At 58.0% G+C, this 21,652-nt stretch carries 25 protein-coding genes; 7 read left to right on the top strand and 18 right to left on the bottom strand.

Translation table 11 applies throughout. The features are described from left to right. Positions 1 to 20: 20 nt before the first annotated feature. Together NDJ10_RS02190 and NDJ10_RS02185 are read right to left on the bottom strand one after the other, a co-directional pair. A complete protein-coding gene (locus NDJ10_RS02190) occupies positions 21 to 536 on the bottom strand; it encodes a CNP1-like family protein (RefSeq protein WP_296159456.1) in 516 nt (171 codons plus the stop codon). Further along, positions 529 to 1,146 carry an RNA pyrophosphohydrolase gene (locus NDJ10_RS02185; protein WP_296159801.1) on the bottom strand — a complete coding sequence of 206 codons (618 nt, stop codon included), beginning with the start codon at positions 1,144 to 1,146 and terminating at the stop codon, positions 529 to 531. Before NDJ10_RS02185 ends, NDJ10_RS02190 begins: the two co-directional genes overlap by 8 nt. 90 nt (positions 1,147 to 1,236) lie before the next feature. Here NDJ10_RS02185 and NDJ10_RS02180 point away from each other — a divergent pair, with 90 nt between their 5' ends. Together NDJ10_RS02180 and NDJ10_RS02175 are read left to right on the top strand one after the other, a co-directional pair. Further along, positions 1,237 to 2,991, top strand: coding sequence for a proline--tRNA ligase (locus NDJ10_RS02180; protein ID WP_296159455.1), 1,755 nt, complete (start codon positions 1,237 to 1,239; stop codon positions 2,989 to 2,991). A gap of 174 nt (positions 2,992 to 3,165) precedes the next feature. Next, on the top strand, positions 3,166 to 3,690 hold the full coding sequence (locus tag NDJ10_RS02175; protein WP_296159454.1) for a lytic transglycosylase domain-containing protein: 525 nt from the start codon (positions 3,166 to 3,168) through the stop codon (positions 3,688 to 3,690). A 43-nt stretch (positions 3,691 to 3,733) separates the two neighbouring features. Here NDJ10_RS02175 and grxD read toward each other — a convergent pair whose 3' ends face one another. The 5 genes from grxD to hemA form a co-directional block, all read right to left on the bottom strand. Then, on the bottom strand, positions 3,734 to 4,060 hold the full coding sequence (gene grxD, locus NDJ10_RS02170; RefSeq protein ID WP_296159453.1) for a Grx4 family monothiol glutaredoxin: 327 nt from the start codon (positions 4,058 to 4,060) through the stop codon (positions 3,734 to 3,736). A 95-nt stretch (positions 4,061 to 4,155) separates the two neighbouring features. Further along, positions 4,156 to 4,368: a SlyX family protein gene (locus NDJ10_RS02165; protein ID WP_296159452.1), complete on the bottom strand. Its 213-nt coding sequence runs from the start codon at positions 4,366 to 4,368 to the stop codon at positions 4,156 to 4,158. Between the two features lie 19 nt (positions 4,369 to 4,387). Beyond that, on the bottom strand, positions 4,388 to 5,236 hold the full coding sequence (gene prmC / locus NDJ10_RS02160) for a peptide chain release factor N(5)-glutamine methyltransferase (protein ID WP_296159451.1): 849 nt from the start codon (positions 5,234 to 5,236) through the stop codon (positions 4,388 to 4,390). Positions 5,237 to 5,242: 6 nt separating this feature from the next. Then, on the bottom strand, positions 5,243 to 6,337 hold the full coding sequence (gene prfA, locus NDJ10_RS02155; protein ID WP_296159450.1) for a peptide chain release factor 1: 1,095 nt from the start codon (positions 6,335 to 6,337) through the stop codon (positions 5,243 to 5,245). Between the two features lie 149 nt (positions 6,338 to 6,486). Next, positions 6,487 to 7,746, bottom strand: a complete 1,260-nt coding sequence (gene hemA / locus NDJ10_RS02150) for a glutamyl-tRNA reductase (protein ID WP_296159448.1) — start codon at positions 7,744 to 7,746, stop codon at positions 6,487 to 6,489. 89 nt (positions 7,747 to 7,835) lie between these two features. Between hemA and NDJ10_RS02145 the strand changes: the two genes are divergently transcribed. Beyond that, positions 7,836 to 8,096 carry a hypothetical protein gene (locus NDJ10_RS02145; RefSeq protein WP_296159447.1) on the top strand — a complete coding sequence of 87 codons (261 nt, stop codon included), beginning with the start codon at positions 7,836 to 7,838 and terminating at the stop codon, positions 8,094 to 8,096. On the opposite strand, the gene ugpQ is transcribed toward NDJ10_RS02145, so the two are convergent. Together ugpQ and lysS are read right to left on the bottom strand one after the other, a co-directional pair. After that, the gene (gene ugpQ, locus NDJ10_RS02140) at positions 8,071 to 8,847 is read right to left on the bottom strand and encodes a glycerophosphodiester phosphodiesterase (protein WP_296159446.1); all 777 of its coding nucleotides are present in this window, start codon (positions 8,845 to 8,847) and stop codon (positions 8,071 to 8,073) included. The genes NDJ10_RS02145 and ugpQ overlap by 26 nt on opposite strands. 3 nt (positions 8,848 to 8,850) lie before the next feature. Then, positions 8,851 to 10,425, bottom strand: a complete 1,575-nt coding sequence (gene lysS / locus NDJ10_RS02135) for a lysine--tRNA ligase (RefSeq protein WP_296159445.1) — start codon at positions 10,423 to 10,425, stop codon at positions 8,851 to 8,853. Positions 10,426 to 10,564: 139 nt separating this feature from the next. Between lysS and NDJ10_RS02130 the strand changes: the two genes are divergently transcribed. After that, positions 10,565 to 11,131, top strand: a complete 567-nt coding sequence (locus NDJ10_RS02130) for a YggT family protein (RefSeq protein WP_296159444.1) — start codon at positions 10,565 to 10,567, stop codon at positions 11,129 to 11,131. A gap of 99 nt (positions 11,132 to 11,230) precedes the next feature. On the opposite strand, the gene NDJ10_RS02125 is transcribed toward NDJ10_RS02130, so the two are convergent. Both NDJ10_RS02125 and orn read right to left on the bottom strand, forming a co-directional pair. Then, a complete protein-coding gene (locus NDJ10_RS02125; protein ID WP_296159443.1) occupies positions 11,231 to 13,102 on the bottom strand; it encodes a DEAD/DEAH box helicase in 1,872 nt (623 codons plus the stop codon). Between the two features lie 264 nt (positions 13,103 to 13,366). Continuing rightward, on the bottom strand, positions 13,367 to 13,954 hold the full coding sequence (orn, locus tag NDJ10_RS02120) for an oligoribonuclease (protein WP_296159442.1): 588 nt from the start codon (positions 13,952 to 13,954) through the stop codon (positions 13,367 to 13,369). Here orn and NDJ10_RS02115 point away from each other — a divergent pair. From NDJ10_RS02115 to rsgA, 3 genes are read left to right on the top strand one after another with little or no spacing between them, the layout of a single operon-like run. Next, positions 13,953 to 15,281 (top strand): M48 family metallopeptidase, encoded by a 1,329-nt coding sequence (locus tag NDJ10_RS02115; protein WP_296159441.1) that lies wholly within the window; start codon positions 13,953 to 13,955, stop codon positions 15,279 to 15,281. The two genes, orn and NDJ10_RS02115, sit on opposite strands and share 2 nt — an antisense overlap. Positions 15,282 to 15,295: 14 nt before the next feature. Next, complete coding sequence (locus tag NDJ10_RS02110) at positions 15,296 to 15,628, top strand: 4a-hydroxytetrahydrobiopterin dehydratase (RefSeq protein ID WP_296159439.1); 333 nt, start codon at positions 15,296 to 15,298, stop codon at positions 15,626 to 15,628. Continuing rightward, positions 15,625 to 16,542, top strand: coding sequence for a ribosome small subunit-dependent GTPase A (gene rsgA / locus NDJ10_RS02105; RefSeq protein ID WP_296159438.1), 918 nt, complete (start codon positions 15,625 to 15,627; stop codon positions 16,540 to 16,542). The genes NDJ10_RS02110 and rsgA overlap by 4 nt, the downstream gene beginning before the upstream one ends. 81 nt (positions 16,543 to 16,623) lie before the next feature. Here the strand turns inward: rsgA and hisC are convergent, their stop codons facing one another. The 7 genes from hisC to rpsP form a co-directional block, all read right to left on the bottom strand. Beyond that, the gene (gene hisC / locus NDJ10_RS02100) at positions 16,624 to 17,703 is read right to left on the bottom strand and encodes a histidinol-phosphate transaminase (protein WP_296159437.1); all 1,080 of its coding nucleotides are present in this window, start codon (positions 17,701 to 17,703) and stop codon (positions 16,624 to 16,626) included. A 66-nt stretch (positions 17,704 to 17,769) separates the two neighbouring features. Beyond that, positions 17,770 to 18,726 (bottom strand): cobalamin biosynthesis protein, encoded by a 957-nt coding sequence (locus NDJ10_RS02095; RefSeq protein ID WP_296159436.1) that lies wholly within the window; start codon positions 18,724 to 18,726, stop codon positions 17,770 to 17,772. A 25-nt stretch (positions 18,727 to 18,751) separates the two neighbouring features. Continuing rightward, on the bottom strand, positions 18,752 to 19,423 hold the full coding sequence (locus NDJ10_RS02090) for a CoA pyrophosphatase (RefSeq protein ID WP_296159435.1): 672 nt from the start codon (positions 19,421 to 19,423) through the stop codon (positions 18,752 to 18,754). A 76-nt stretch (positions 19,424 to 19,499) separates the two neighbouring features. Continuing rightward, entirely contained in the window at positions 19,500 to 19,880 is a 381-nt protein-coding gene (gene rplS, locus NDJ10_RS02085) for a 50S ribosomal protein L19 (RefSeq protein ID WP_296159434.1), read from the bottom strand. Positions 19,881 to 19,953: 73 nt separating this feature from the next. After that, positions 19,954 to 20,721: a tRNA (guanosine(37)-N1)-methyltransferase TrmD gene (trmD, locus tag NDJ10_RS02080; protein ID WP_296159433.1), complete on the bottom strand. Its 768-nt coding sequence runs from the start codon at positions 20,719 to 20,721 to the stop codon at positions 19,954 to 19,956. A gap of 10 nt (positions 20,722 to 20,731) precedes the next feature. Further along, positions 20,732 to 21,295, bottom strand: coding sequence for a ribosome maturation factor RimM (gene rimM, locus NDJ10_RS02075; RefSeq protein WP_296159800.1), 564 nt, complete (start codon positions 21,293 to 21,295; stop codon positions 20,732 to 20,734). A 9-nt stretch (positions 21,296 to 21,304) separates the two neighbouring features. Next, entirely contained in the window at positions 21,305 to 21,556 is a 252-nt protein-coding gene (gene rpsP, locus NDJ10_RS02070) for a 30S ribosomal protein S16 (RefSeq protein ID WP_296159431.1), read from the bottom strand. Positions 21,557 to 21,652 lie beyond the last annotated feature (96 nt).

The raw sequence follows: 21,652 nt of genomic DNA, 5'->3' as shown, positions 1-21,652 counted from the left end.
GCAGGCACCTGCCTGCCAAGCTAATTGCCTTTGAGTTTTCTGAGGGTATCCGCCGCCGAGCTGGCACTGGCATTGCCTTCACAGGCACCTTGCTGGGCCAGCGCCAGCGCGTGTTTGGACGGCTGCTTGTCGTTGAGCCTGCGCCATTCCGGGTTTTTCACCAGAGTCCAGATACCGCTGGCGTTGGCTCGGGCATAACCCTTGACTTCACCTGTGGCACAGCGAATGCCTTCATAAAACGCAGTCATGGCACCGCTGGGGCTCAGTGCCACCATGACATACCGTACGATGCCGTCGGGCGTGATGGCCAATGTTGCGGGATCAATGCCAAATTTCATACTCACATAAGGTGGCATGTCAATGGCTACCAGCTGCTTGGTGTCGAATTGGGGTGGCGCCGGAACCTCGGTTTCTTTCCAGTCCGGATCATCGGCCGGGCCTTGTGCTTGTGCTCCCAATGCACAGCACGCCAAACCCAGCAACAACCAGTTTTTCAAGGCGCATGGCAGATGGTGCCGAGACCGTAATTCAGGCATGTTGTTGTCCAGAAGGGGGCGGCGAATCGTGGGTGGCGCCCGGAGGTATCTCAAAGCTGGCATCCGGCATATTGACGCAGGTCTGCTCCATGTCCAGCGGCCGGATGCCCTGACGCAGGAATCGGTTTCGATGTTCATTGCGCGGCAAAAAGCGAGACAACTCGGTCAGTGCTGTCACATAGACCTCGCGTTTGAACTCCACCACCGCATCCAGCGGCACCCAGTAATCATTCCAGCGCCAGGCGTCGAATTCTGGATGGCTGGTGGCGCGCAAGTTCAGATCCCAGTCGTGACCGACCAGTTGCAACAAGAACCAGATCTGTTTCTGGCCTTTGTAAAAACCGCGCGAATCGCGGCGAATAAAACGGTCTGGCACCTCATAGCGCAACCAGTCACGGGTGCGGGCCACAATGCGGACATGTTCGCGTTGCAGCCCAATTTCTTCATGCAGCTCCCGAATCATGGCCTGCTCGGGGGTTTCGCCTCGGTCAATGCCACCCTGCGGGAACTGCCAGGAGTGCGTACGGATACGCTTGCCCCAAAACACCTGATTTTTCTGGTTGAGCAGGACGATGCCGACGTTCGGCCTAAAGCCGTCCCGGTCAAGCATAATCAAACCCCAATTTTTAAATTAGCTTGATTATGCACAGCCCGGGCGGTGCAGCAAGCGGCATAACCCTGACAGATCGCTGGATATCCCATGAGAGCCTCCCAATTTTTTATTTCTACCCTCAAAGAAGCCCCGGCGGATGCCGAAATTGTCAGCCACAAGCTCATGATGCGTGCTGGCATGATCAAAAAACTGGGTGCTGGTATTTACACCCTGATGCCCATGGGGCTACGTGTGGTGCGCAAAGTGGAGGCCATTGTTCGTGAAGAAATGAACCGGGCCGGTGCCGTCGAGTTGGCCATGCCGGTGGTGCAACCTGCCGAGTTGTGGGCTGAGACCGGTCGTTTTGACAAGATGGGCCCTGAGTTGATGCGCATCAAGGACCGCCACGCGAACGACTTTGTGATCCAGCCGACCAGCGAAGAGGTGGTGACCGACATTGCAAGGCAGGAAATCCGCAGCTACAAGCAGTTGCCGAAGAATTTTTACCAGATTCAAACCAAGTTCCGTGACGAGCGGCGTCCGCGTTTCGGTCTGATGCGTGGCCGTGAATTCATCATGAAAGATGCCTACAGCTTTGACCGCGACCAAGTGTCCGCCAAAGCCAGTTACCAGGTCATGGCGCAAGCCTACCGACGCATTTTTGACCGTTTTGGCCTGACTTACCGTGCAGTGGCGGCTGACAGTGGCGCCATTGGCGGGGATTTGAGCGAAGAGTTCCAGGTGATTGCCGCCACTGGAGAAGACGCTATTGTGTATTGCCCGGGCAGCGATTACGCCGCCAACATGGAAAAGGCCGAGGCACTGGCTCCCGTCGGCCCGCGCCCTGCGGCCACGCAAGCCATGACCAGGACGGCGACGCCCGGCAAAAGCACCTGTGCGGCGGTCGCCGAACTACTCGACCTACCGTTGAAAAATACTGTCAAATCCTTGGTGCTGGCCACCGATACGCTCAATGAGCAGGGTGAAGTGGTGAAGACGCAGGTCTGGCTGCTGTTGCTGCGCGGAGACCACGACATGAATGAAGTCAAGGTCAGCAAGTTGCCTGGATTGCAGGCTTTTCGCTTTGCGACCCTCGGTGAGATTGAAGACCACTTTGGCTGTTTGCCCGGCTATTTGGGGCCAATTGGTCTGAAGAAACCGGTGCAGTTGGTGGTGGATCGCGAAGTGGCGGTGATGAGCGACTGGGTCTGCGGCGCCAACGAGGCTGACTTTCACATCACCGGCGTCAACTGGGGCCGCGATCTGCCCGAACCGACGCTGGTGGCCGACTTGCGCAATGTCGTGGCCGGTGATGCTTCGCCTGATGGCCAGGGTATGTTGGCGATCGAGCGTGGCATCGAGGTGGGCCATGTCTTTTACCTCGGTACCAAATACAGCCAGGCCATGAAGGCGACCTTCCTGGACATGAACGGCAAGCCGCAGTTCATGGAAATGGGCTGCTATGGCATCGGCATTACACGTTTGCCAGCCGCTGCCATTGAACAAAATCACGACGAACGTGGCATCATCTGGCCCGATGCTTTGGCGCCGTTCACCGTGGTAATTTGCCCGATCAATGCGGATCGGTTCACCGAAGTCAAGGCTGCTTCTGAAGACTTGTATGCCGAACTATTGGCGGCTGGCGTTGATGTCATACTGGACGACCGGGGCGAGCGCCCAGGTGCGATGTTCGCCGACTGGGAGCTGATCGGCGTGCCGCACCGGGTGAATATTGGTGACCGGGCTCTGAAAGAGGGCAATGTGGAATACCAGCACCGCCGGGATGCCACTGCCAGCGTGATTGCCCTGACCGGAATCGCCAACTTGCTGATGTCGAAACTGAAGGTTAAAGTCGGTCCATGAACCAATCCAGGGACCTTGAACGCAAGGCGTGCCGCTTTGTCCTGGCCGTGATGGCGTGATGTGATGACAACCCGGCGAGCTGTTCTTGCAGGTGTTTTGAGCCTCCGGCCTTTTTGTGTTGGTGCAGGACTGGGCTCGCTTCTTTATGCAGAGCCATCCTGGGCTGGGGCGCAAATGGAGGAGCCTCTGGCTGACGCGGTTCGCACCGCCTTGAGCTCCGCTATTGCCAACCAGGCGCCACCCGTGCCAGAGTTTCCAGACACCGAGTCGCGGCTGCGTTATTTGCGTTGGCTGGGCGCGATGAGTGAGCGCCTGGCGAAAAAATATTCAGACTGGAATACCCGCAAAGAATTTCTGCAAACGGTTTGGTACGAAGCCAGGCGCGCCGGTTTGGACGAGTCGCTGGTGTTGGGGCTGATTCAGGTGGAGAGCAATTTTCGCAAGTTTGCCGTGAGCAGCGCAGGAGCACGCGGATACATGCAGGTGATGCCATTCTGGACCCGGGTGCTGGCGGATGGTGATGCCGGCAAACTGTTTCACATGCAGACCAATTTGCGCTTTGGTTGTGTGATTTTGCGCCACTACCTGAACCGTGAAGGGGGAGACTGGTTCATGGCGCTGGGGCGTTATAACGGCTCACGAGGCCGTGCGCCTTACCCGCAAGCGGTACTGAAGGCGCAGAAGGTCTGGCTCGCTTGACCCCGCTGAAGCAACCCCCATCGGGGTTGTCAGCCTTGCTGTATCAGGCTGCAGGCGTACCCAGCATGGTCTGCAATTCACCGTTCTCGTACATTTCCATCATGATGTCGGAGCCACCAATGAACTCGCCTTTGAAATAAAACTGCGGAATGGTGGGCCAGTTGCTGTAGTCCTTGATGCCAGCACGAATGCCGTCGTCTTCCAGCACATTGACGGTTTTGATGGCTTTGGGGTCAACGCCACAGGCTTTCAGGATCTGTATCGCGCGGCCCGAGAAGCCGCACTGCGGAAAACTGGCCGTGCCTTTCATGAAAAGCAGAATGTCGTTGTGTTTGACCAAGTCGTCAATGCGTTGCTGTGCGTCGCTCATGCTAAAGATTCCTATTAAAAAAACAGCTTTAATTATTTCACTTTTAGACCCTGAAGGGGGCGAAACCCTGCCGGGCTTAGGGATGCTCTGGGGTCTTAGTAGTGCGGTGGCAAATCGTCGCGCAGGTTGCGTGACGCGGTGGCCGCATCCGGCGGCGCTTGCTGACTCAACCACTGCACCTCACGGGTCAGGCGGTCAATCTGGTCTTGCTGGCGGATGATGATCTGATCGAGCTTGTCCAGCAGGTCTTCTGCGAAACTGGCTTTGACTTCCAGGTTGGTGAGTCGCTCTTCAAGGGGCTTGGTCATGGTCGGGATACTTCTCTTTTCACGGATTGAACTGGCCGCCGCTACAGCGCTCGATGCCCGCCAGGTCGCGGCGTGACTGCACGTGCACAAAGCCTGCTGCGCTGAGCAAACTGCGCACGGCATACGCTTGATCGTAGCCGTGTTCCAGCAGCAGCCAGCCGCCAGGCACCAAATGCCTTGGCGCCTCGCAGATGATCTGGCGCAGGTCGTCCAGGCCGTCCGGGCCGCTGGTGAGTGCTTGCGCTGGCTCAAACTGCAGCCCTGCCAGATGGGGGTCAAGTTCAGCGATGTAAGGCGGATTGGAGACGATGCAGTCAAACCGGGCGTCAAGTTCAGTCAAGGCGGCAAACCAGACGCCCTGATGGAAGCTGACGTCAAGTTTGAGCCTTTGGGCATTGGCTCGGGCCACGGCCAGAGCCTCTGCGCTGAAGTCGGTGGCGTGGACGCGAAGCGCAGGCTGGCTGGCCTTGAGCGCCAGGGCGATGGCGCCGCTTCCTGTGCCCAGATCAAGCACGCGTTGCTGACCGTCGAGTTCCTCCAGCGCCCAGTTCACCAGCGTTTCGGTATCGGGCCGGGGCACCAGCACCCGGGCGTCCACCTGCAAGTCAAGCCCAAAAAATTCTTTGTGGCCGGTCAGATAGGCCAATGGTTCGCCATCTAGGCGGCGTTGTACCAGGGGTTCCAGGGCCGAGGCGATGGCCGGTAGCAACGGTGCATCATCATGCGACAGCAGCCAGCCGCGCTGGTTGACAGGCTTGTCCAGAACGTGCAGTAGCAACAGTTGGGCGTCCAGCCGATCCAGCCCCCTGTTTTGCAGGCTGGCGAACGTTTGTCCGAGGGTAGCGGGAACCAGATGAATCGGTTTCATTGCACGTCAGGCATTGAGTTCCAGTGCTGCCAGTTGCGCGGCGGCTTCGTGGGCCTGCAGCGCGTTGACCACATCGTCAAGGTCGCCTTCCATGATGGTGAGCAGCTTGTACAAGGTCAGGTTGATGCGGTGGTCGGTGAGTCGCCCTTGGGGAAAGTTGTAGGTGCGGATGCGGTCGCTGCGGTCGCCGCTACCGACCAGACTCTTGCGCTCGGCCGCATCTTTGGCGGCGCGCTCGCTGCGGTCCTTTTCCTGAATGCGGGCGGTGAGTACCTTGAGGGCCTGCGCCTTGTTGCTGTGCTGGCTGCGGCCGTCCTGGCATTCGGCCACGATGCCGGTGGGCAGGTGGGTGATGCGCACCGCAGAATCGGTTTTGTTGATGTGCTGACCACCGGCACCACTGGCGCGATAGGTGTCAATGCGCAAATCCGACGGATTGATTTTGATGGCCTCGGCCTCATCGGGTTCGGCCAGCACGGCCACGGTGCAGGCGCTGGTGTGGATGCGGCCCTGGGTTTCGGTGACCGGCACACGCTGCACCCGGTGACCACCGGACTCAAACTTGAGGGCGCCATAGACATGATTGCCGTCGACCTTGATGACAACTTCCTTGTAGCCACCTAACTCGCTGGGCGATTCACTGATGATTTCAGGCCTCCAGCTGCGGCGTTCGCAATAGCGCAGGTACATGCGCGCGAGGTCAGCGGCAAACAGGGCAGATTCATCGCCGCCGGTGCCAGCGCGAATTTCAACAAAGGCATTGCGCGCGTCATCGGGATCTTTGGGCAGCAGCATGCGCTGCAGTTCGGCTTCAAGCTGCTGCAGTTCGGCGCTGGCGTCATCAATTTCTTCCTGCGCCATCGCCGCCATGTCAGCGTCACCCGCACTTCCTGCCAGCAATTCCTGGCCAGAGGCCAGGTCCGCTTCGCGCTGTTGGTAGCGTTGCCAGCGACTCGCCACCGCGGCCACCTCGGTGTGTTCGCGCGACAGCAGCAGAAATTGCGCCATGTCGCTCATGATATCGGGTCGCGACAGCAAAAATTCCAGTTCGCCCAGACGATCGGCATAACGGGCAAGTTGTTGACGGAGAAAGGTTTTCATTGACTTTGCGAAGATGAAGACAGGGTGAAGGGGGAGCCCAGACACAGCGCCCGGCATATTGTCATTGCGAGCGCAACGTGGCAATCCATGTTGTTCGGAATGACCACGTCGCTGCGCTGACCGCAAAGACGCAGCGGCATGCAGCGTCGCTAACGCTCTTTGCGCAAGAAAAAATGTTGCACAGCGGCGCTGGCACGGTCTCGGGTGTGGCTGTCGCCCCCACGCAATTCCGCCATGGCACCATGCAGCATCTTTTGGGTCAAACCTTTGCTGAGCGCTTCCAATACCGTCTCGATGTCTTCGCCTTTGGCCAGCAGCTTGCGGGCGCGGGCAATCTCATTGACACGCCATTCATCAGCTTGCGCGTTGAGTTGCTGGATCAGCGGGACGGTGCTGCGCTGTTCGATCCAATGCAAAAAGCTTTGTACCCCGGCATCCACGATGGCTTCGGCTTGCGCCACGGCGGCTTGCCGGTTGGCTTGCGCGGTTTGCACCACTCCGGCCAGGTCATCGACGGTGTAGAGATAGACATCTTCCAGCGCCTTGACCTCAATCTCAATGTCGCGCGGTACCGCCAGATCGACCATGAACATGGGGCGGCGGCGGCGACGTTTGAGCGCGCGCTCGACGGAGCCCAGGCCGATCAGCGGCAGCGTGCTGGCCGTGCAGCTGATCACCGCGTCAAATTCATGCAGGCGCTCGGGCAGGTCGGCCAGGCGCATCACTTCGGCACCAAATTTGTTTGCCAGTTCTTCGCCGCGTGCCAGGGTGCGGTTGGCTATGGCAATGCTTTTGGGACTTTTGGCCGCAAAGTGGGTGGCGCACAGGTCAATCATCTCACCGGCCCCCACAAACAAAATTTTGACCTCAGTCAGGTCTTCAAAAAGTTGTCCGGCCAGTCGCACGGCGGCGGCGGCCATGCTGATCGAGTGGGCACCGATTTCGGTCGAAGTGCGCACCTCCTTGGCGACAGCAAATGAGCGCTGAAAGAGCTGACTCAGCGTGGTTCCCAGTGCGCCAGCAGCTTCGGCCGCGCGCACGGCATCCTTGATCTGGCCCAGTATCTGCGGTTCTCCAAGGACCATCGAATCGAGGCCACTGGCAACCCGAAAAGCGTGGCGGGCCGCCAGGCCGTCGTTGAGGGTGTAGGAGTGGGCGCGCAGCAGGTCGGCAGGGACACCGCCACATTGCGCCAGCCAGGACAGGGTGGGCTCCAGCTGGGATTGCTCACCCGCACAATAAATCTCGGTACGGTTGCAAGTCGAGATCAAGGCGGCCTCTGGCACGCGTGTCAATGCACCGCGCAAGGCATGTAAAGTGGGTTCGACCTGATCGATGGCGAAGGCAAACCGACCGCGCAGATCAAGCGGTGCGGTGGTGTGATTGATGCCTAATGCCCAGACTGCCATACGTGGATTATAAAATCAGCTGCCATGTGCTTTGACCTGTATCATTTTTTCTTTTCCCCCGGGGTTCGCTGATGGGCATACTTGCGCTGTTGAACCATGTTGTGAATTTTGCGGCACCTGCCTTGTGGCTGGCGCTGTTGCTGCCTTGGTTGGTCCGATTCCTGCCAGGTAAAAAATCCTCCAGATTTTCACTGACTACACAGTTTGCGCTCATTTTTTTGTCAGGTTTGGTGGTGCTGGCACTCGGTTTGGCGCTATTGGGTCAGGACGGCAAGATGATGACTTATCTGGGACTGGTGGTCACGGCTGCTACCGTCCAGTGGTTTATGCGCAAAGGCTGGCCGGGCTGAACAAATCCACTCGATCGGTAATGATGCCATCGAGTCCCAGGTCCAGCAGGCGCCTAGCTGTGGCTTCGTCGTTGACGGTGTAGCTGAGGGTTTTGAAGGCGGCGCTTTGGGCCTGCGTCAGGCTGACCTGATCCCACAAGACGTGGTCGCAGATGATGGCGACGCAGCCGAGACGTTGCGCGGTCTCCAGCCAGCCGGGCCACAGCGTATCGAGCAGCAGACCGCGCGGCAAATCGGGCTGCGCTGACATGGCAGCTTCCAGTGCCGGCACCTGAAATGAGGTCAGCAGCGGTGCTGCGCTGGCACCTTGCCACAGTCGTGCGGCAAGGTTGGCAACCGCACCACCGGTCTGGCGTTCCTGACCGGGTGTCGGTTTGATCTCGATATTCAAAAAATAAGCATTGCGCAAGCAGTACCGGGCAATGGCTTCGAAGGTGGGCAATGGTTCACCGGCAAAGGTGCGTGAATGCCAGCTGCCGGCATCAAGCTGGGCCAGCGTTCCCCAGAGATGGTCGCCACCGGTGGCACTGCTGTCTGGCCCCAGCTTGTCTGCGGCGTTGCTGGTGCGCGTCAGGGTGTCATCGTGCATTAAAAAAGGGACACCGTCACGGCTCAGTTTGACATCGCACTCGAACATGCGATAGCCATGGCTGGCCCCCAGCCGAAAGGCTGCCAGCGTGTTTTCAGGCGCCAGTTTGCCAGCACCCCGGTGTGCGATCCAGCGTGGGTAGGGCCAAGGGGCTTGCGGCATGGGTTATTTTTCCTGTGCTTCGCGGCGCAGGGCCGGGAACAGGATGACATCACGAATGCTGCTGCTGTCGGTCAGCAGCATCATCAGCCGGTCCAGGCCGACGCCGCAGCCGCCGGTGGGCGGCATGCCGTACTCCAGGGCACGAATGAAGTCGTGGTCATAGTACATGGCTTCGTCATCACCGTCGTCCTTGGCAGCCACCTGGGCTTGAAAGCGGGCGGCTTGTTCCTCGGCGTCATTCAATTCAGAGAAACCGTTGCCGAATTCGCGCCCGGTGATGTAAAGCTCAAAGCGTTCGGTGACCTCCGGGCGGGTGTCATTGGCGCGCGCCAGCGGTGAGATTTCGGTGGGGTGCTCCATGATGAAGGTTGGCTGCCAGAGTTTTTCTTCCACAGTCTCCTCAAAGTACAGCACCTGCAGGCTGGGCAGGCTGCGGGTAGAAATGTGATGCTTGGCTTCGGTGATGCCCAATTTGGGCAGGACGGAGCGCAGCCAGGCCGCGCTGTCTACCTTCAAACCAGAGCCATCGTCCAGCATCTGACCTGCTTCGGTGTACTTGCAAATCGCCTCGTGGATGGTCAGACGCTCAAAGGGCTGTTCAAGATCGACAGCCTTGCCGCCATAGCTGAGCTGCAACGTGCCCGTGGCGCGCTGGGCGGCGTCGCGAATCAGCGCTTCGGTAAACGTCATCAGGTCTTGATAGTCCCAATACGCTGCGTAAAACTCCATCATGGTGAATTCAGGGTTGTGGCGCACGCTGATGCCTTCGTTGCGGAAGCTGCGGTTGATCTCGAACACCCGGTCGAAACCACCAACGATCAGGCGCTTGAGGTAAAGCTCGGGGGCAATGCGCAGGAACATCTGTTGGTCCAGCGCATTGTGGTGGGTGGTGAAGGGTTTGGCGTTGGCCCCGCCCGGAATCGGGTGCAGCATGGGTGTTTCAACTTCCAGGAAGTTGTGCGCCACCATGAATTCACGAATACCTGACACAGCCTTGCTGCGCGCCATAAAGCGCTTGCGGGTGTCCTCGTCGGTGATCATGTCCACATAGCGCTGGCGGTATTTAAGCTCCTGGTCGGCCATGCCATGAAACTTGTCGGGCAAGGGGCGCAGGCTTTTGGTCAGCAGACGGATGCTGCTTGCGTGAATGGAGAGTTCACCGGTTTTGGTTTTGAAGACCAGGCCTTCTGCTGCGACGATGTCGCCCAGGTCCCAATGCTTGAAGGCGGCGTACACATCAGCTCCTACGTCTTCCCCCTTGATGTAGATCTGGATACGCCCGGTACTGTCCTGCAATGTGGCAAAGCTGGCCTTGCCCATGACACGTTTGAGCATCATGCGCCCGGCCACTTTGGCCTTCGCGCCTTGTTCAATCAAGCCCTCGGGCGTTTGTCCGGCGTGCGCGGCAAACAGGTCGGCAGCATGGTCGGCGGGCTTGAAGTCGTTCGGGAAGGCAACGCCTTTGCCCTCGGCCTGTGTCTGGCGCAGGGCTTTAAGTTTTTCGCGTCGCTCCAAAATCAACTGGTTTTCATCCTGCAGGACTGGCGGGTGTGTGGGGGTGGTGGTGTGGTCAGACATGTGGACAATCCATAAAAGCTGCATTCAATCCATCAAGTGGGCAGCAAGGCAATACGTGGTTTTGACAGAACTCCGAATTTTAAGAGCTAGTGCGCCTGTCGTTATCATTACCGTTGCTTCTCAACCCTGCATTGATGCCATGCTTTATCAGATTATTTCTTTGTTGCTTGAGGTCGTGGTGGGCGTTGTGGGGGGTGCCAGCCTGCTGCGTCTTTACATGCAGTTCCTGCGCATCCCCATGTCGGTGCGTTCAGGTAACCCCTTGGGGCGATTCGTGTTTGCGCTGACCGACTGGATTGTGCTGCCGCTGCGCCGTGTGTTGCCGGCGATGGGTGCACTTGACACAGCCAGTTTGGTGGCGGCCTTTTTGCTGCAGCTGGCCAAATTCGCCCTGCTGTGGCTCATTGCCGGAGCTGGTGGCGGTTTGTTTTTCTTGCCAGTGCTGGCGGTGTTCGGCTTGCTGAGCATGGCCATTTCTGGCTTGACGGTGGCCGTGATTGTTTACGCCGTCTTGTCCTGGGTGCCTACGTCATCGGTCATGACTGGGGTGATAGCCCGTCTGGTCGAACCTCTTTTGCGTCCCATTCGCCGCATCTTGCCCTTGGTGGGCGGCATTGACTTGTCGCCTTTGGCGCTTCTGTTGCTGCTGCAAGTGGCTGCGATTGTGCTGGGTGGCTGGCAGGGCGGTGTGTTGGGTGGTGGTTAATCGGTTACGTAAGCGACTTCATCCGTCACGTCTTGGCTTTGGGCACAAAAAAGCCCGCTGACTTTTCAATCAGCGGGCTTGGATCATTGCCAGTTTTAATTAGCGGTCGTTCTTGGCAAAGCGTTTTTGCGCGTCACGCGGGACGAACACCTTGCCACCGCCCGCGGGTTTGGAAAACGCAGGTTTGCCAAAGGCGGGCTTGCGGGCAGCAAAGTCACCACGGGGTGCTGCGCCGGCATTGCGGTCGCCGGCAAAGCGGTCGTTGAAACCACCCTTGCGTTCGTAGTTGAAGCCTTCACGTGGCGCGCTTTCACGCGGTGCAAAAGAGCGGTCGTCACGGCCAGCGAAACCGCCACCGTTGTTGTGCTGGAAGTTGCCTGCGCTAATCATGCGGGGTCCATTGGTGTTTCGGTCGGCAAAGCCACCGCGAGGTGTGTCAAAGTGACCACGCGGCGCGTCAAAACCACCGCTGCGACCGCCGCCGCCAAATTTGCGGTCACGGCTGTTGAAGTCGCCGCCACCGCGGTTGTCGCGGCCGCCAAAGCTGTTGGGGCGTGACTCGGGGATGCGCTGCTTGGGTTCCAGACCTGGCACGACTTCGGCCTTGATGGGCTGGCGATTGAAGGATTCGATGTCAAAGATCTTGCGACGGTCACGCAGTTCGGCAAACGTGACGGCCAGGCCGTCACGACCGGCACGGCCGGTACGGCCAATGCGGTGGGTGTAGTCTTCGGCCTTCATCGGCAAGCCAAAGTTGAACACGTGGGTGATGGTGGGCACGTCAATACCGCGTGCCGCCACATCGGTTGCCACCAGGATTTGCACCTGACCCTGGCGCAGCGCCATCAGGCGGCGGTTGCGCAGGCCCTGGCTCAAGGCGCCGTGCAGCGCGACGGCATCAAAGCCGTCCTGTTGCAGGTCATTGGCCAAGCCGTCGCATTCAATTTGTGTGCTGGCAAACACGATCGCTTGGTTGATCGTGGTGTCGCGCAGCCAGTGGTCGAGCAATTTGCGCTTGTGCTGGGCGTTGTCAGCCCAGAACAGCACTTGCTTGATGTTGGCGTGTTTTTCTTGTGGGCTGTCGATGGTGATGCGCTGGGGCTCGCGCATCACGCGGGCGGCCAGTTGCTGGATGCGTGGCGCAAAGGTGGCGCTGAACATCATGGTCTGCTTGCGGTCAAGGGTGAGCTGGTTGATTTCTGCCAGATCATCCGAGAAGCCCAGGTCAAGCATGCGGTCCGCTTCGTCAACCACCAAAAACTGCACTTGATCGAGCTTGATTTGCATCGAACGTTGCAGGTCGAGCAGACGGCCCGGTGTTGCGACCACCAGATTGGCATTCTGCAACTTGGCAATCTGCAACTGGTAAGGCATACCGCCGACGATGTTGGCCACGCGCAGGCCACGGCAATGCTGAACCAGGTCGATCGCATCGTGTGCGACTTGCTGAGCCAGTTCGCGGGTCGGGCAGACAATCAGGGCGCCAGGCGTGGGGGCACTGAAATGGCGTGGGTTGGTGGGGTCCTTGCGCTTGGCGCGCTTGGGAGGCGCTTCGCCTTTGGCGGTGGCTTCGGCCACGGCCTGTTCGTAATCGGCACGGGATTTGGCCTCAGCCTGCGCCTGTTGCTTGAGCAAGGTGTGCAGCACGGGCAACAAGAATGCAGCGGTTTTGCCACTGCCGGTCTGACTGGAGACCATCAGGTCGATAAAACGGGCACTGTTGCCGTCAGAGCTGACGCCTTGCATGGCCAGCGGAATGGTTTTGAGCTGAACCGTGGTGGGCTGGGTAAAGCCCAGGTCTTTCACGGCCTGGATCAGTTCCGGGGCCAGGCCCAGAGTGACAAAGCCGTTGGGAATGTCTGCGACCACCGGGCTTGCTGCCTCTGGTGCGTCATGTGGCAACAGGTTGATGTCGTTGGAAAGGTTTTCGGCAGACGAAAATTCGCCCGCCGCTAAAGTAGCGTCAGTCATGGAATGTCCTCAAAACGAAGAGCGCCGCAAGTTGTGCGGCTGCTCCGTTCATGGTTAAAAAACATCAACCATCAAACGGAACCGGCTCAGACTCAGCCAAGTGAGTGCGTCTGGATGCTGGGGGTCTTTTTGAGGCAGGTTGTGAATCAACCTGGCTGCAGACCCAGTGAATGTTGGGAGATGTACAAAATACGCTGTAATTTCAGCGAAGCCGCGAATTATGCCATAGATTCGGGTTTCTACTGATTGGCCTTCTGTTTTTTCTCAGACTGGTAATTTTAGAAAGTGCGTGCGGTAGTGTTCCAGTTCGTCGATGGACTCATGTACATCAGCCAATGCAGTATGCCGTTGTTTCTTTTTAAAACTCTTGTAGACCCCCGGTGCCCAGCGCTTGGAGAGTTCCTTGAGCGTACTCACGTCGAGGTTGCGGTAGTGAAAAAAAGCTTCAAGCTTCGGCATGTACCTGGCCAGAAAACGCCGGTCCTGGCCGATGCTGTTGCCGCACATGGGGGTGCCGCTCTTGGGCACGTAATGGCTTAAAAACTGGAGCAGTACTTTCTCGGCCTCTTCTTCCACCACTGTTGAGGCCTTGACCTTGTCAATCAGGCCACTTTTGCCGTGTGTGCTCTTGTTCCATTTGTCCATCTTGTCGAGCAGAGCGTCGCTTTGGTGGATCACCAGCACCGGGCCTTCGATGCGTTGCGTCAAATGGGCGTCGGTGACGATGACCGCGATCTCGATGATGCGCTCATGTTCCGGGTTTAAGCCCGTCATCTCGCAGTCCAGCCAGACCAGATTGAGATCCGATTTGGCCAGAGCAGGGAGGGCAGTGGGGGTGTTGGCGTTGTGCATGACCCAAATTGTCGCCGATGACCTAAACTTCGCCGCCATGACTGACTCGCTTTTCTCTGCTTCATTTTTACTGACTTCGCTGTTTGCCGCTGCCTTGTGCTTGAGTCTGGTGCTCCGTTACTGGCTGAGTTCGCGTCAGATTCGCCATGTGGCGCAGCACCGGGAAGCGGTACCAGCGGCTTTTGCGGACAGCATTTCATTGGCGGCCCATCAAAAAGCTGCTGATTACACACTGGCCAAGGCACGTCTTGGTCTGTTTGAAATGGCGCTGGGCGCTGCGGTGTTGCTGGGCTGGACCCTGCTGGGTGGGCTCTCGGCCTTGAACCAGGCCCTGATCCCATTCACTGCGCATGGCATGGGGCAGCAACTGGCTTTGCTGGTGGCCTTTGTCGTGATCAGTGGCGCCATTGATTTGCCACTGTCCTGGTACCAGACCTTTGTGCTTGAACAGCGTTTTGGCTTCAACAAAATGACTTTCAGGCTGTGGTTGGCTGACCTGCTCAAGTCCAGCCTGATCGGCGCCTTGATCGGGCTGCCGATCGCTGCCTTGATACTCTGGATGATGGCCACCACGGGCAAGCTCTGGTGGTTGTGGGCCTGGCTGTTCTGGATGGGTTTCAACCTGCTGTTATTGGTGATCTACCCGACACTGATTGCGCCCCTGTTCAACAAGTTTGCACCGCTGGAAGACGAAACACTCAAAGCGCGCGTGACAGCCTTGATGCAGCGTTGCGGTTTTTCTGCCAGGGGCTTGTTTGTGATGGATGGCAGCAAGCGCAGTGCCCATGCGAACGCTTATTTCACGGGCTTTGGTGCCGCCAAGCGGGTGGTGTTTTATGACACGCTTCTGGCCAAACTCAGTGCGCCAGAGGTCGATGCCGTGCTGGCGCATGAGCTCGGGCATTTCAAGCACAAGCACATCATCAAACGCATTATTTCCATGTTTGCCCTGAGTCTGGCTGGCTTTGCGTTGCTGGGTTATCTGACGCAACAAGTCTGGTTTTATACGGGTCTGGGGGTACAGCCCAATCTGGCGTCTGGCAATGATGCGCTGGCACTGCTGCTGTTCATGCTGGTCATGCCGGTGTTCAGCTTCTTCATTGCCCCGTTCTTTGCGCAGCTGTCACGCAAGCATGAATTTGAAGCAGATGCTTATGCCGTCAGGCAAACCAGCGCGCAGGATTTGTCGAGCGCGCTGCTCAAGCTTTACGAAGACAATGCCGCCACCCTGACGCCAGATCCTCTGTATGTGCGTTTTTATTATTCGCACCCCGGTGCTTCGGAACGGCTGGCGCGCATGCAGGGTGTTGCCTCGGCGGCTCGTTAATTTTTGAGTTCAGAATGTCTCTCACCCAAAGCAAACGTGCCTTGACTGCGACGGAAGTGGTCACAAGACTGGCCAAACTGGAGGGCTGGAATTTGGACGGGGATGGCGCTGCGGTGGTGATCCAGAAAACCTTCTGCTTTGCCGACTACGCCCAGACCATGCTGTTTGTCAATGCCGTAGCCTGGGTGGCTCAGGCTCGTCATCATCACCCGGAACTCATCGTGCAATTTGACCGCTGCCTGGTGCGTTACTGCACGCATGATGTCGCCGGACTCTCGCAGGCTGACTTTGATTGTGCTGCCGCAGTGGATGCGCTGCCTGACGCTGTCAACACATCGCATCCATGACTCACGCTCAACGCGCGCCAGGCCTGATCGTGGCCAACTATGGACGCCATTTTTTGGTTGAAAACGCAGCGGGAGAGCGTTTGATTTGCCATTCGCGAGGTAAAAAAAGCGAAGGCGTAGTGGGTGACAGGGTGTTGTGGCTGGCGTCTCAGGACGAAGGCACGATTGAGAAAATAGAGCCGCGCCGCAACCTGTTCTATCGGCAGGACGATGTGCGAACCAAGATGTTTGCCGCCAACCTGGATCAGGTGCTGATCCTGATTGCCGCCGAGCCTGAGTTTTCCAGCAGCCAACTGTCCCGGGCCCTGATTGCCGCCGAAGAGCAGCACATCACCCCGATCATTGCCCTTAACAAAAGTGACCTCACCGAGCCCTTTGCCCGTGCCTGGAACTGGCTGGCACCTTATCGGCACATGGGTTACGACGTGTTGCCGCTTTCGCTCGCGAACGCAGAAGCTGGGCGCTCAGCCTTGAGCTCGCGGCTGACGGGCAAGACCACCCTGGTGCTGGGGCCGTCGGGTGCCGGAAAAAGCACCTTGATCAACTGCCTGGTCCCCGGTGCCCTGGTGCAAACCGGCGTTTTGTCACAGGCCCTGAGCAGCGGCAAACACACTACCACCAGCACCACCTGGTATTGGGTGGACGCGGACAAAACCACGGCACTGATTGATTCTCCGGGGTTTCAGGAGTTTGGCCTGAACCACATTGAGCCGGCCCAGTTGGCGGCCTACATGCCCGACCTCAAGCCCCATGTCAAACACTGCAAGTTTTACAACTGCAGCCACTTGCATGAACCTGGTTGTGGTGTGATTGCCGCAGTGAATTCGGACGACAAGCCTGACAGCATCAGCCTGAATCGCTATCAGATCTACAGTGATTTATACGCCGAACTCAAACAGAAACGGCGCTATTAACTTTGTGGGTCAGACCACTCGCAAAGCGACGTGCTCTGACCCCAACATTTCGTCGAATGTCCGGCTGTTTAAGCCTGTGCCTCAGGCTTTGGCCGTGACCAGTTTGGCCAGGGCTGCGACCAGTTGATCACATTGCGTGGGCGTGCCTACGCTGATGCGCAGGTATTGGTCAATGCGTGCTTGTTTGAAATGCCGTACCAACACACCTTGCGTGCGCAAGCCGGCAGCGAGCTCGGCTCCCTCATGATCGGGGTGGCGTACAAAGACAAAATTGGTTTGTGAAGGCAACACCTCAAAGCCCAGGTCTTCCAACGCCAGTACCAGCCCTTCGCGGCTGCTCATTACCGCTTGGCAGGTTTGCTCAAAATAGGCCTGGTCTTCAAAGGCGGCCGCGCCGCCGGCCAGCGCCAACCGATCCAGCGGATACGAGTTGAAGCTGTTTTTCACCCGGTTCAGGGCTTCAACCAGGTGCGCCTGGCCACAGGCGTAGCCAATGCGCAAACCGGCGAGCGAGCGCGACTTGGACAGGGTATGCACTACCAGCAGGTTGGGATAGCGGTCAATCAGGGCAACGGCGCTACGGCCGCCAAAGTCAACGTAGGCCTCATCGATCAGCACGACCCGGTTGGGGTGCATTTGCAGTAATGTCTCAATGTCGGCCAGTGGCAAGCCAACCCCGGTGGGGGCATTGGGGTTGGCAATCACCACCCCGGCGACAGTCTGGTCGGGCACGGCATAGTCGGCCACGTTCAGGTGCAGGTTTTCACGTAACGGCACAGTACGTGCAGCAATGCTGTACAGGCCGCAATAGACTTTGTAAAAGCTGTAGCTGATGTCGGGCATCAGCAGCGGGCAGCCCTGCTGGAAAAAGGCAAAAAAAGCATGGGCCAGAACTTCGTCTGAGCCGTTGCCCAAGAAGACTTGTTGGGGTGTCAGGTCAAGATGCCGGGCGATGGCCTGCCGCAATGCGCTGCCATCAGGGTCAGGGTAAAGCTGCAGGCCATGCTGCGCTGCCTGCTGGATGGCGGCTACCACGCGTGGTGACGGGGGGTAAGGGTTTTCGTTGGTATTGAGCTTGACCAGATTGGCTATTTTGGGTTGCTCACCCGGCACATAAGGCACTAGTTGCTGGACGACAGGACTAATAAATTGGGCGTTCAAGACGGGTTCACTTAAAAAGGGTAATTTGTGATTTTTATACCAAGTGGTACATGTTGGCGCTCGCGCTCAGGCAATGAGTCGTGCCAGCGTCAAAAGCGCCAGAAGTACGAGCCACATGACCACGGCGCGCCAGACCAGTCCGACCAAAATGGCCATGTGTGCCAGCTCGGGGGAGGGATGAAGATTGGTGTCCGATGGCAATCCGGTGTTGGCTGGTGTGTCGGCCGCATTGGGCGTTTCAAGTTGAATATTGATGGCGCCAGCGGTGGCGGCCAGCACCAGACCATCATTGTCTGTGTTCGATTGCGCCGCATAACGGCGCCAGCCGTCGATGGTTTCTTCAAAATTGCCTACGACTGCAAAGCCTAGCACGGTCATGCGTGCTGGCAAGCTGTCAATCCAGTGCCAGGCTGTGTGTGCATTGGTTTGCAGGGCCAGGCTGACCGGCTGCTCAAGGGTTTTGCTTTTGTGTTTCCAGTAGCGGGTGACAAATTCGGCCAAGCGGTACAACACGGCACCCATGGGGCCTAAACCAAGTGCTGCCAAGACTGAAAACCAGGCCAGCACGCCAAACACATGACGATGGGCGGCCAGTACCGAGAATTCGATGACGCGGCCAATGATGTCGCTGCGCGACCAGGACTGGGTGTCAATGTGTTGCCATTGGGCCAATAGCGAGCGGGCCAACGCATCATCGTCGTTGGCCAATGCATCCCGTACTTCAGTGAAATGAAAACTGAATTGACGAAAGCCAAGGGATGCATACAACACCAGGGCGCTCCAGAGCACCGCCAGCGGCCACCCCACCCAGAAAGCAAGTGACCAATAAATCAACAAGGCCAGACCGGATGGCACACCCACAGCCAGGCCCCAGGCCAGCCAGCCGTGCAAGGGCTTGCCGGTATCCAGATTACGGCTGCAGTAGCGCACCCAGGCACGCATGGCGGCATGAATCGGATTGCCGCGGCTCAAGGGGCGCGCTTGTTCCAGCAGCAGGGCAAATAACACAGAGATAAGGCTCATGCGCGAATCATAGCGGCTGCAAAGTTCAAGCCCGCAAAAACTGGTAAAAGTTGCGCAGCATGCCAGCTGTTGCACCCCAGATAAAGCGCTCGGTCTGATGGTCCTGGTAGGGTATTGACAACCATTCGCGTTGCACGCCCTGCCAGTCCGTCCGATGGTGCCGATGGTAGGCCGGATTCATCAAGTATGCCAGGGGTACTTCAAACACATCGGCTACTTCATACGGATTGGGACTCAGCGTAAAGCCCGGAGAGACCAGTGCCACCACGGGTGCAATATGGAAGGCCGAGCCTGTAATATAGATCGGCAATTGGCCGAGTACCTCGACAAAATGCGCATCCAGACCAATTTCTTCCTGTGCCTCTCGCAAGGCTGCAGCAACCACATTCGTGTCCGTCTCATCCACCTTGCCGCCAGGAAAGGCAATTTGTCCCGAATGTGTGCTCAGGTGTGGTGTGCGCAGGGTGAGCAAGACGGTCGGTTCCGGGCGCTGCACTATGGGCAGCAGCACTGCCGCAGGCATAGGCTCACGGTCCATGAATTTTTTTTCTGCCAAAAACTCGGGTTGCCAGGCGGGCGGTGTCGCAAAACGTGAGCGTAACGCATCGGCCTGTAGCGATTGGTGCTCTATCGCAGGTAGATGGCTGTCCACCTGGGTCACAGGAACTGTGCGCGGATCTATCGTGGGTAGTGTCATGGTTGGGCAGGAATGAAGGGCGAAAAAAAACCGCCACAGTCGACTGGGGCGGTTTTTTTAGCTGTGCGCTGGCTTATCAAGCGGCGGTGTTCACCACTTTACGGGCTGGCAGTTTTTCCTTGATACGAGCCGACTTGCCGCTGCGGTCACGCAAGTAGTACAGCTTGGCACGGCGCACATCGCCGCGGCGCTTGACTTCGATGCTGGCAATCAGCGGGCTGTAGGTCTGGAACGTACGCTCGACACCTTCGCCGCTGGAGATTTTCCGCACGGTAAAGCCGCTGTTGAGGCCGCGATTGCGCTTGGCAATCACCACACCTTCATAGGCTTGCAGACGTTTGCGGGTGCCTTCAACCACGTTCAGGTTCACGACAACAGTGTCGCCAGGGCCAAACTCGGGGATGGTCTTGTTCAGGCGAGCAATTTCTTCTTGCTCAAGGATTTGGATCAGGTTCATAAGTTCTTTCAATGATCATGTCAGCACCAGCGTCACCATGACGCATGCCTCAGTGCAATGCACCCAGGCGGTCTTACAGAGGATCGGGAAGCTTGCGATTATAGCCTGAGAGCACGACCTCGTCTGTTTGACTCAATTGACCCGCGTGGCGGGCCTGTGCAATCAGTTCCGGTCGCAGGCCTTGGGTGAGCAACAAGCGCTGCTCGCGACGCCAGCGCTCAATGTTGACATGGTGGCCGCTGAGCAGCACGTCGGGCACAGTTTGGCCCTGCCAGATTTCGGGACGGGTGTAATGTGGGCAATCCAGCAGGCCATCCAGCGCCGGGTTGAAACTGTCCTGTGCATGGCTGTCGGCATCGCCCAACACGCCGGGTTGCAGCCTGGCCACGGCGTCAAGCAGGGCCATGGCAGCGATTTCCCCACCCGACAGTACAAAATCGCCCAGACTGATTTGCTCGGTGACATGGGTGTCGATGAAACGCTGGTCGATGCCTTCGTAGCGACCGCAAATCAGCACCGCACCACGGCTTTCAGACCAGCGCGTGACCATGGCGTGGTTGAGGGGCTGGCCGATGGGGGAGAACAGGACGACCGGCGCGTCATCATGGCGTTCGGCACGAACCGCTGTCAAGCACTGTGACAGCGGTTCCGCCATCATCACCATGCCAGGGCCACCGCCAAAGGGCCGGTCATCAACCCGGCGGTAATTGCCTTGTGCAAAATCACGCAACTGGTGCAGCTGCACATTCACTTGACCGGATTCAAAGGCGCGTCGGGTGATCCCTGTCGTGAGTAGGGGGGCAAACAATTCCGGAAACAGCGTCACTACGTCAAATCGCATGGTGCTGTCTCTAGTAATCTGCTTGCCAATCTACCAGGATGCGGCGCTCACTCAGTTTCACATCATCAATGTATGTCGCGACAAACGGGATCATGATTTCCAGCGTCTTGCCATCCCGCACCCGGTCGATCACCAGCACGGTTTGCGGCCCGGTGGTCAACAGGTCGCGAACCTGGCCCAGGGAAACGCCTTCGCGGTTGACGACGTCAAGCCCGATCAGGTCGACCCAGTAATATTCATCTTTTTGGGCAGTGGGAAAGCTGCTGCGTGAAATGAAAATGCGTGCACCGCGCAGTGCGTCGGCCGCATTGCGGTCACTGATGTCCTGCGCGCAGGCGACCACGGTGTCTGAATGGATTTTGGCTTCCTTGACTTTCAACAAACCAACGCCATCAAAAGTTTTGACGCCTTTTTCGGTCGGAAGCAGAAACCAGGATTTGGAAGAAAAAAGCGCCTCAGGATCGGCGCTGTAGGGGAGAACCTTGAACCACCCCTTGATGCCCCAGGCATCCAGGATGCGCCCGACTTCAATGGCATCTGCCGGCAATTCGGCAGCCTCCAGGCCGGGCAACATCAACAACAATCAGGCTGCTTTGGCAGCAGATTGTTTGATCAGGCGTTCAACGGTGGGAGAGGCTTGTGCGCCCACGCTACGCCAGTAAGTCAAACGGTCCTGGGCAATGCGGATGCTTTCCTCGTTGGCGGTAGCGATCGGGTTGTAAAAACCGATGCGCTCGATAAAGCGGCCGTCGCGACGGGTGCGTTTGTCGGCCACCACAATATTGAAAAACGGGCGAGCTTTTGCACCGCCACGGGCGAGTCGAATGACGACCATGATGTATCCTTTGGGGAAGTGGAATAACTTCCACGAAAATTGGCATTTAACCTGGCGTTTGAGACACGCGACATAACCACCCGGTTATGCGACACG

Source organism: Rhodoferax sp., from assembly GCF_023700745.1.
In the GTDB taxonomy this organism is placed as follows: domain Bacteria; phylum Pseudomonadota; class Gammaproteobacteria; order Burkholderiales; family Burkholderiaceae_C; genus Rhodoferax.
The sequence above is the reverse complement of the archived record's forward strand: the minus strand, read 5'-3'. Positions and strand labels throughout refer to the sequence as shown.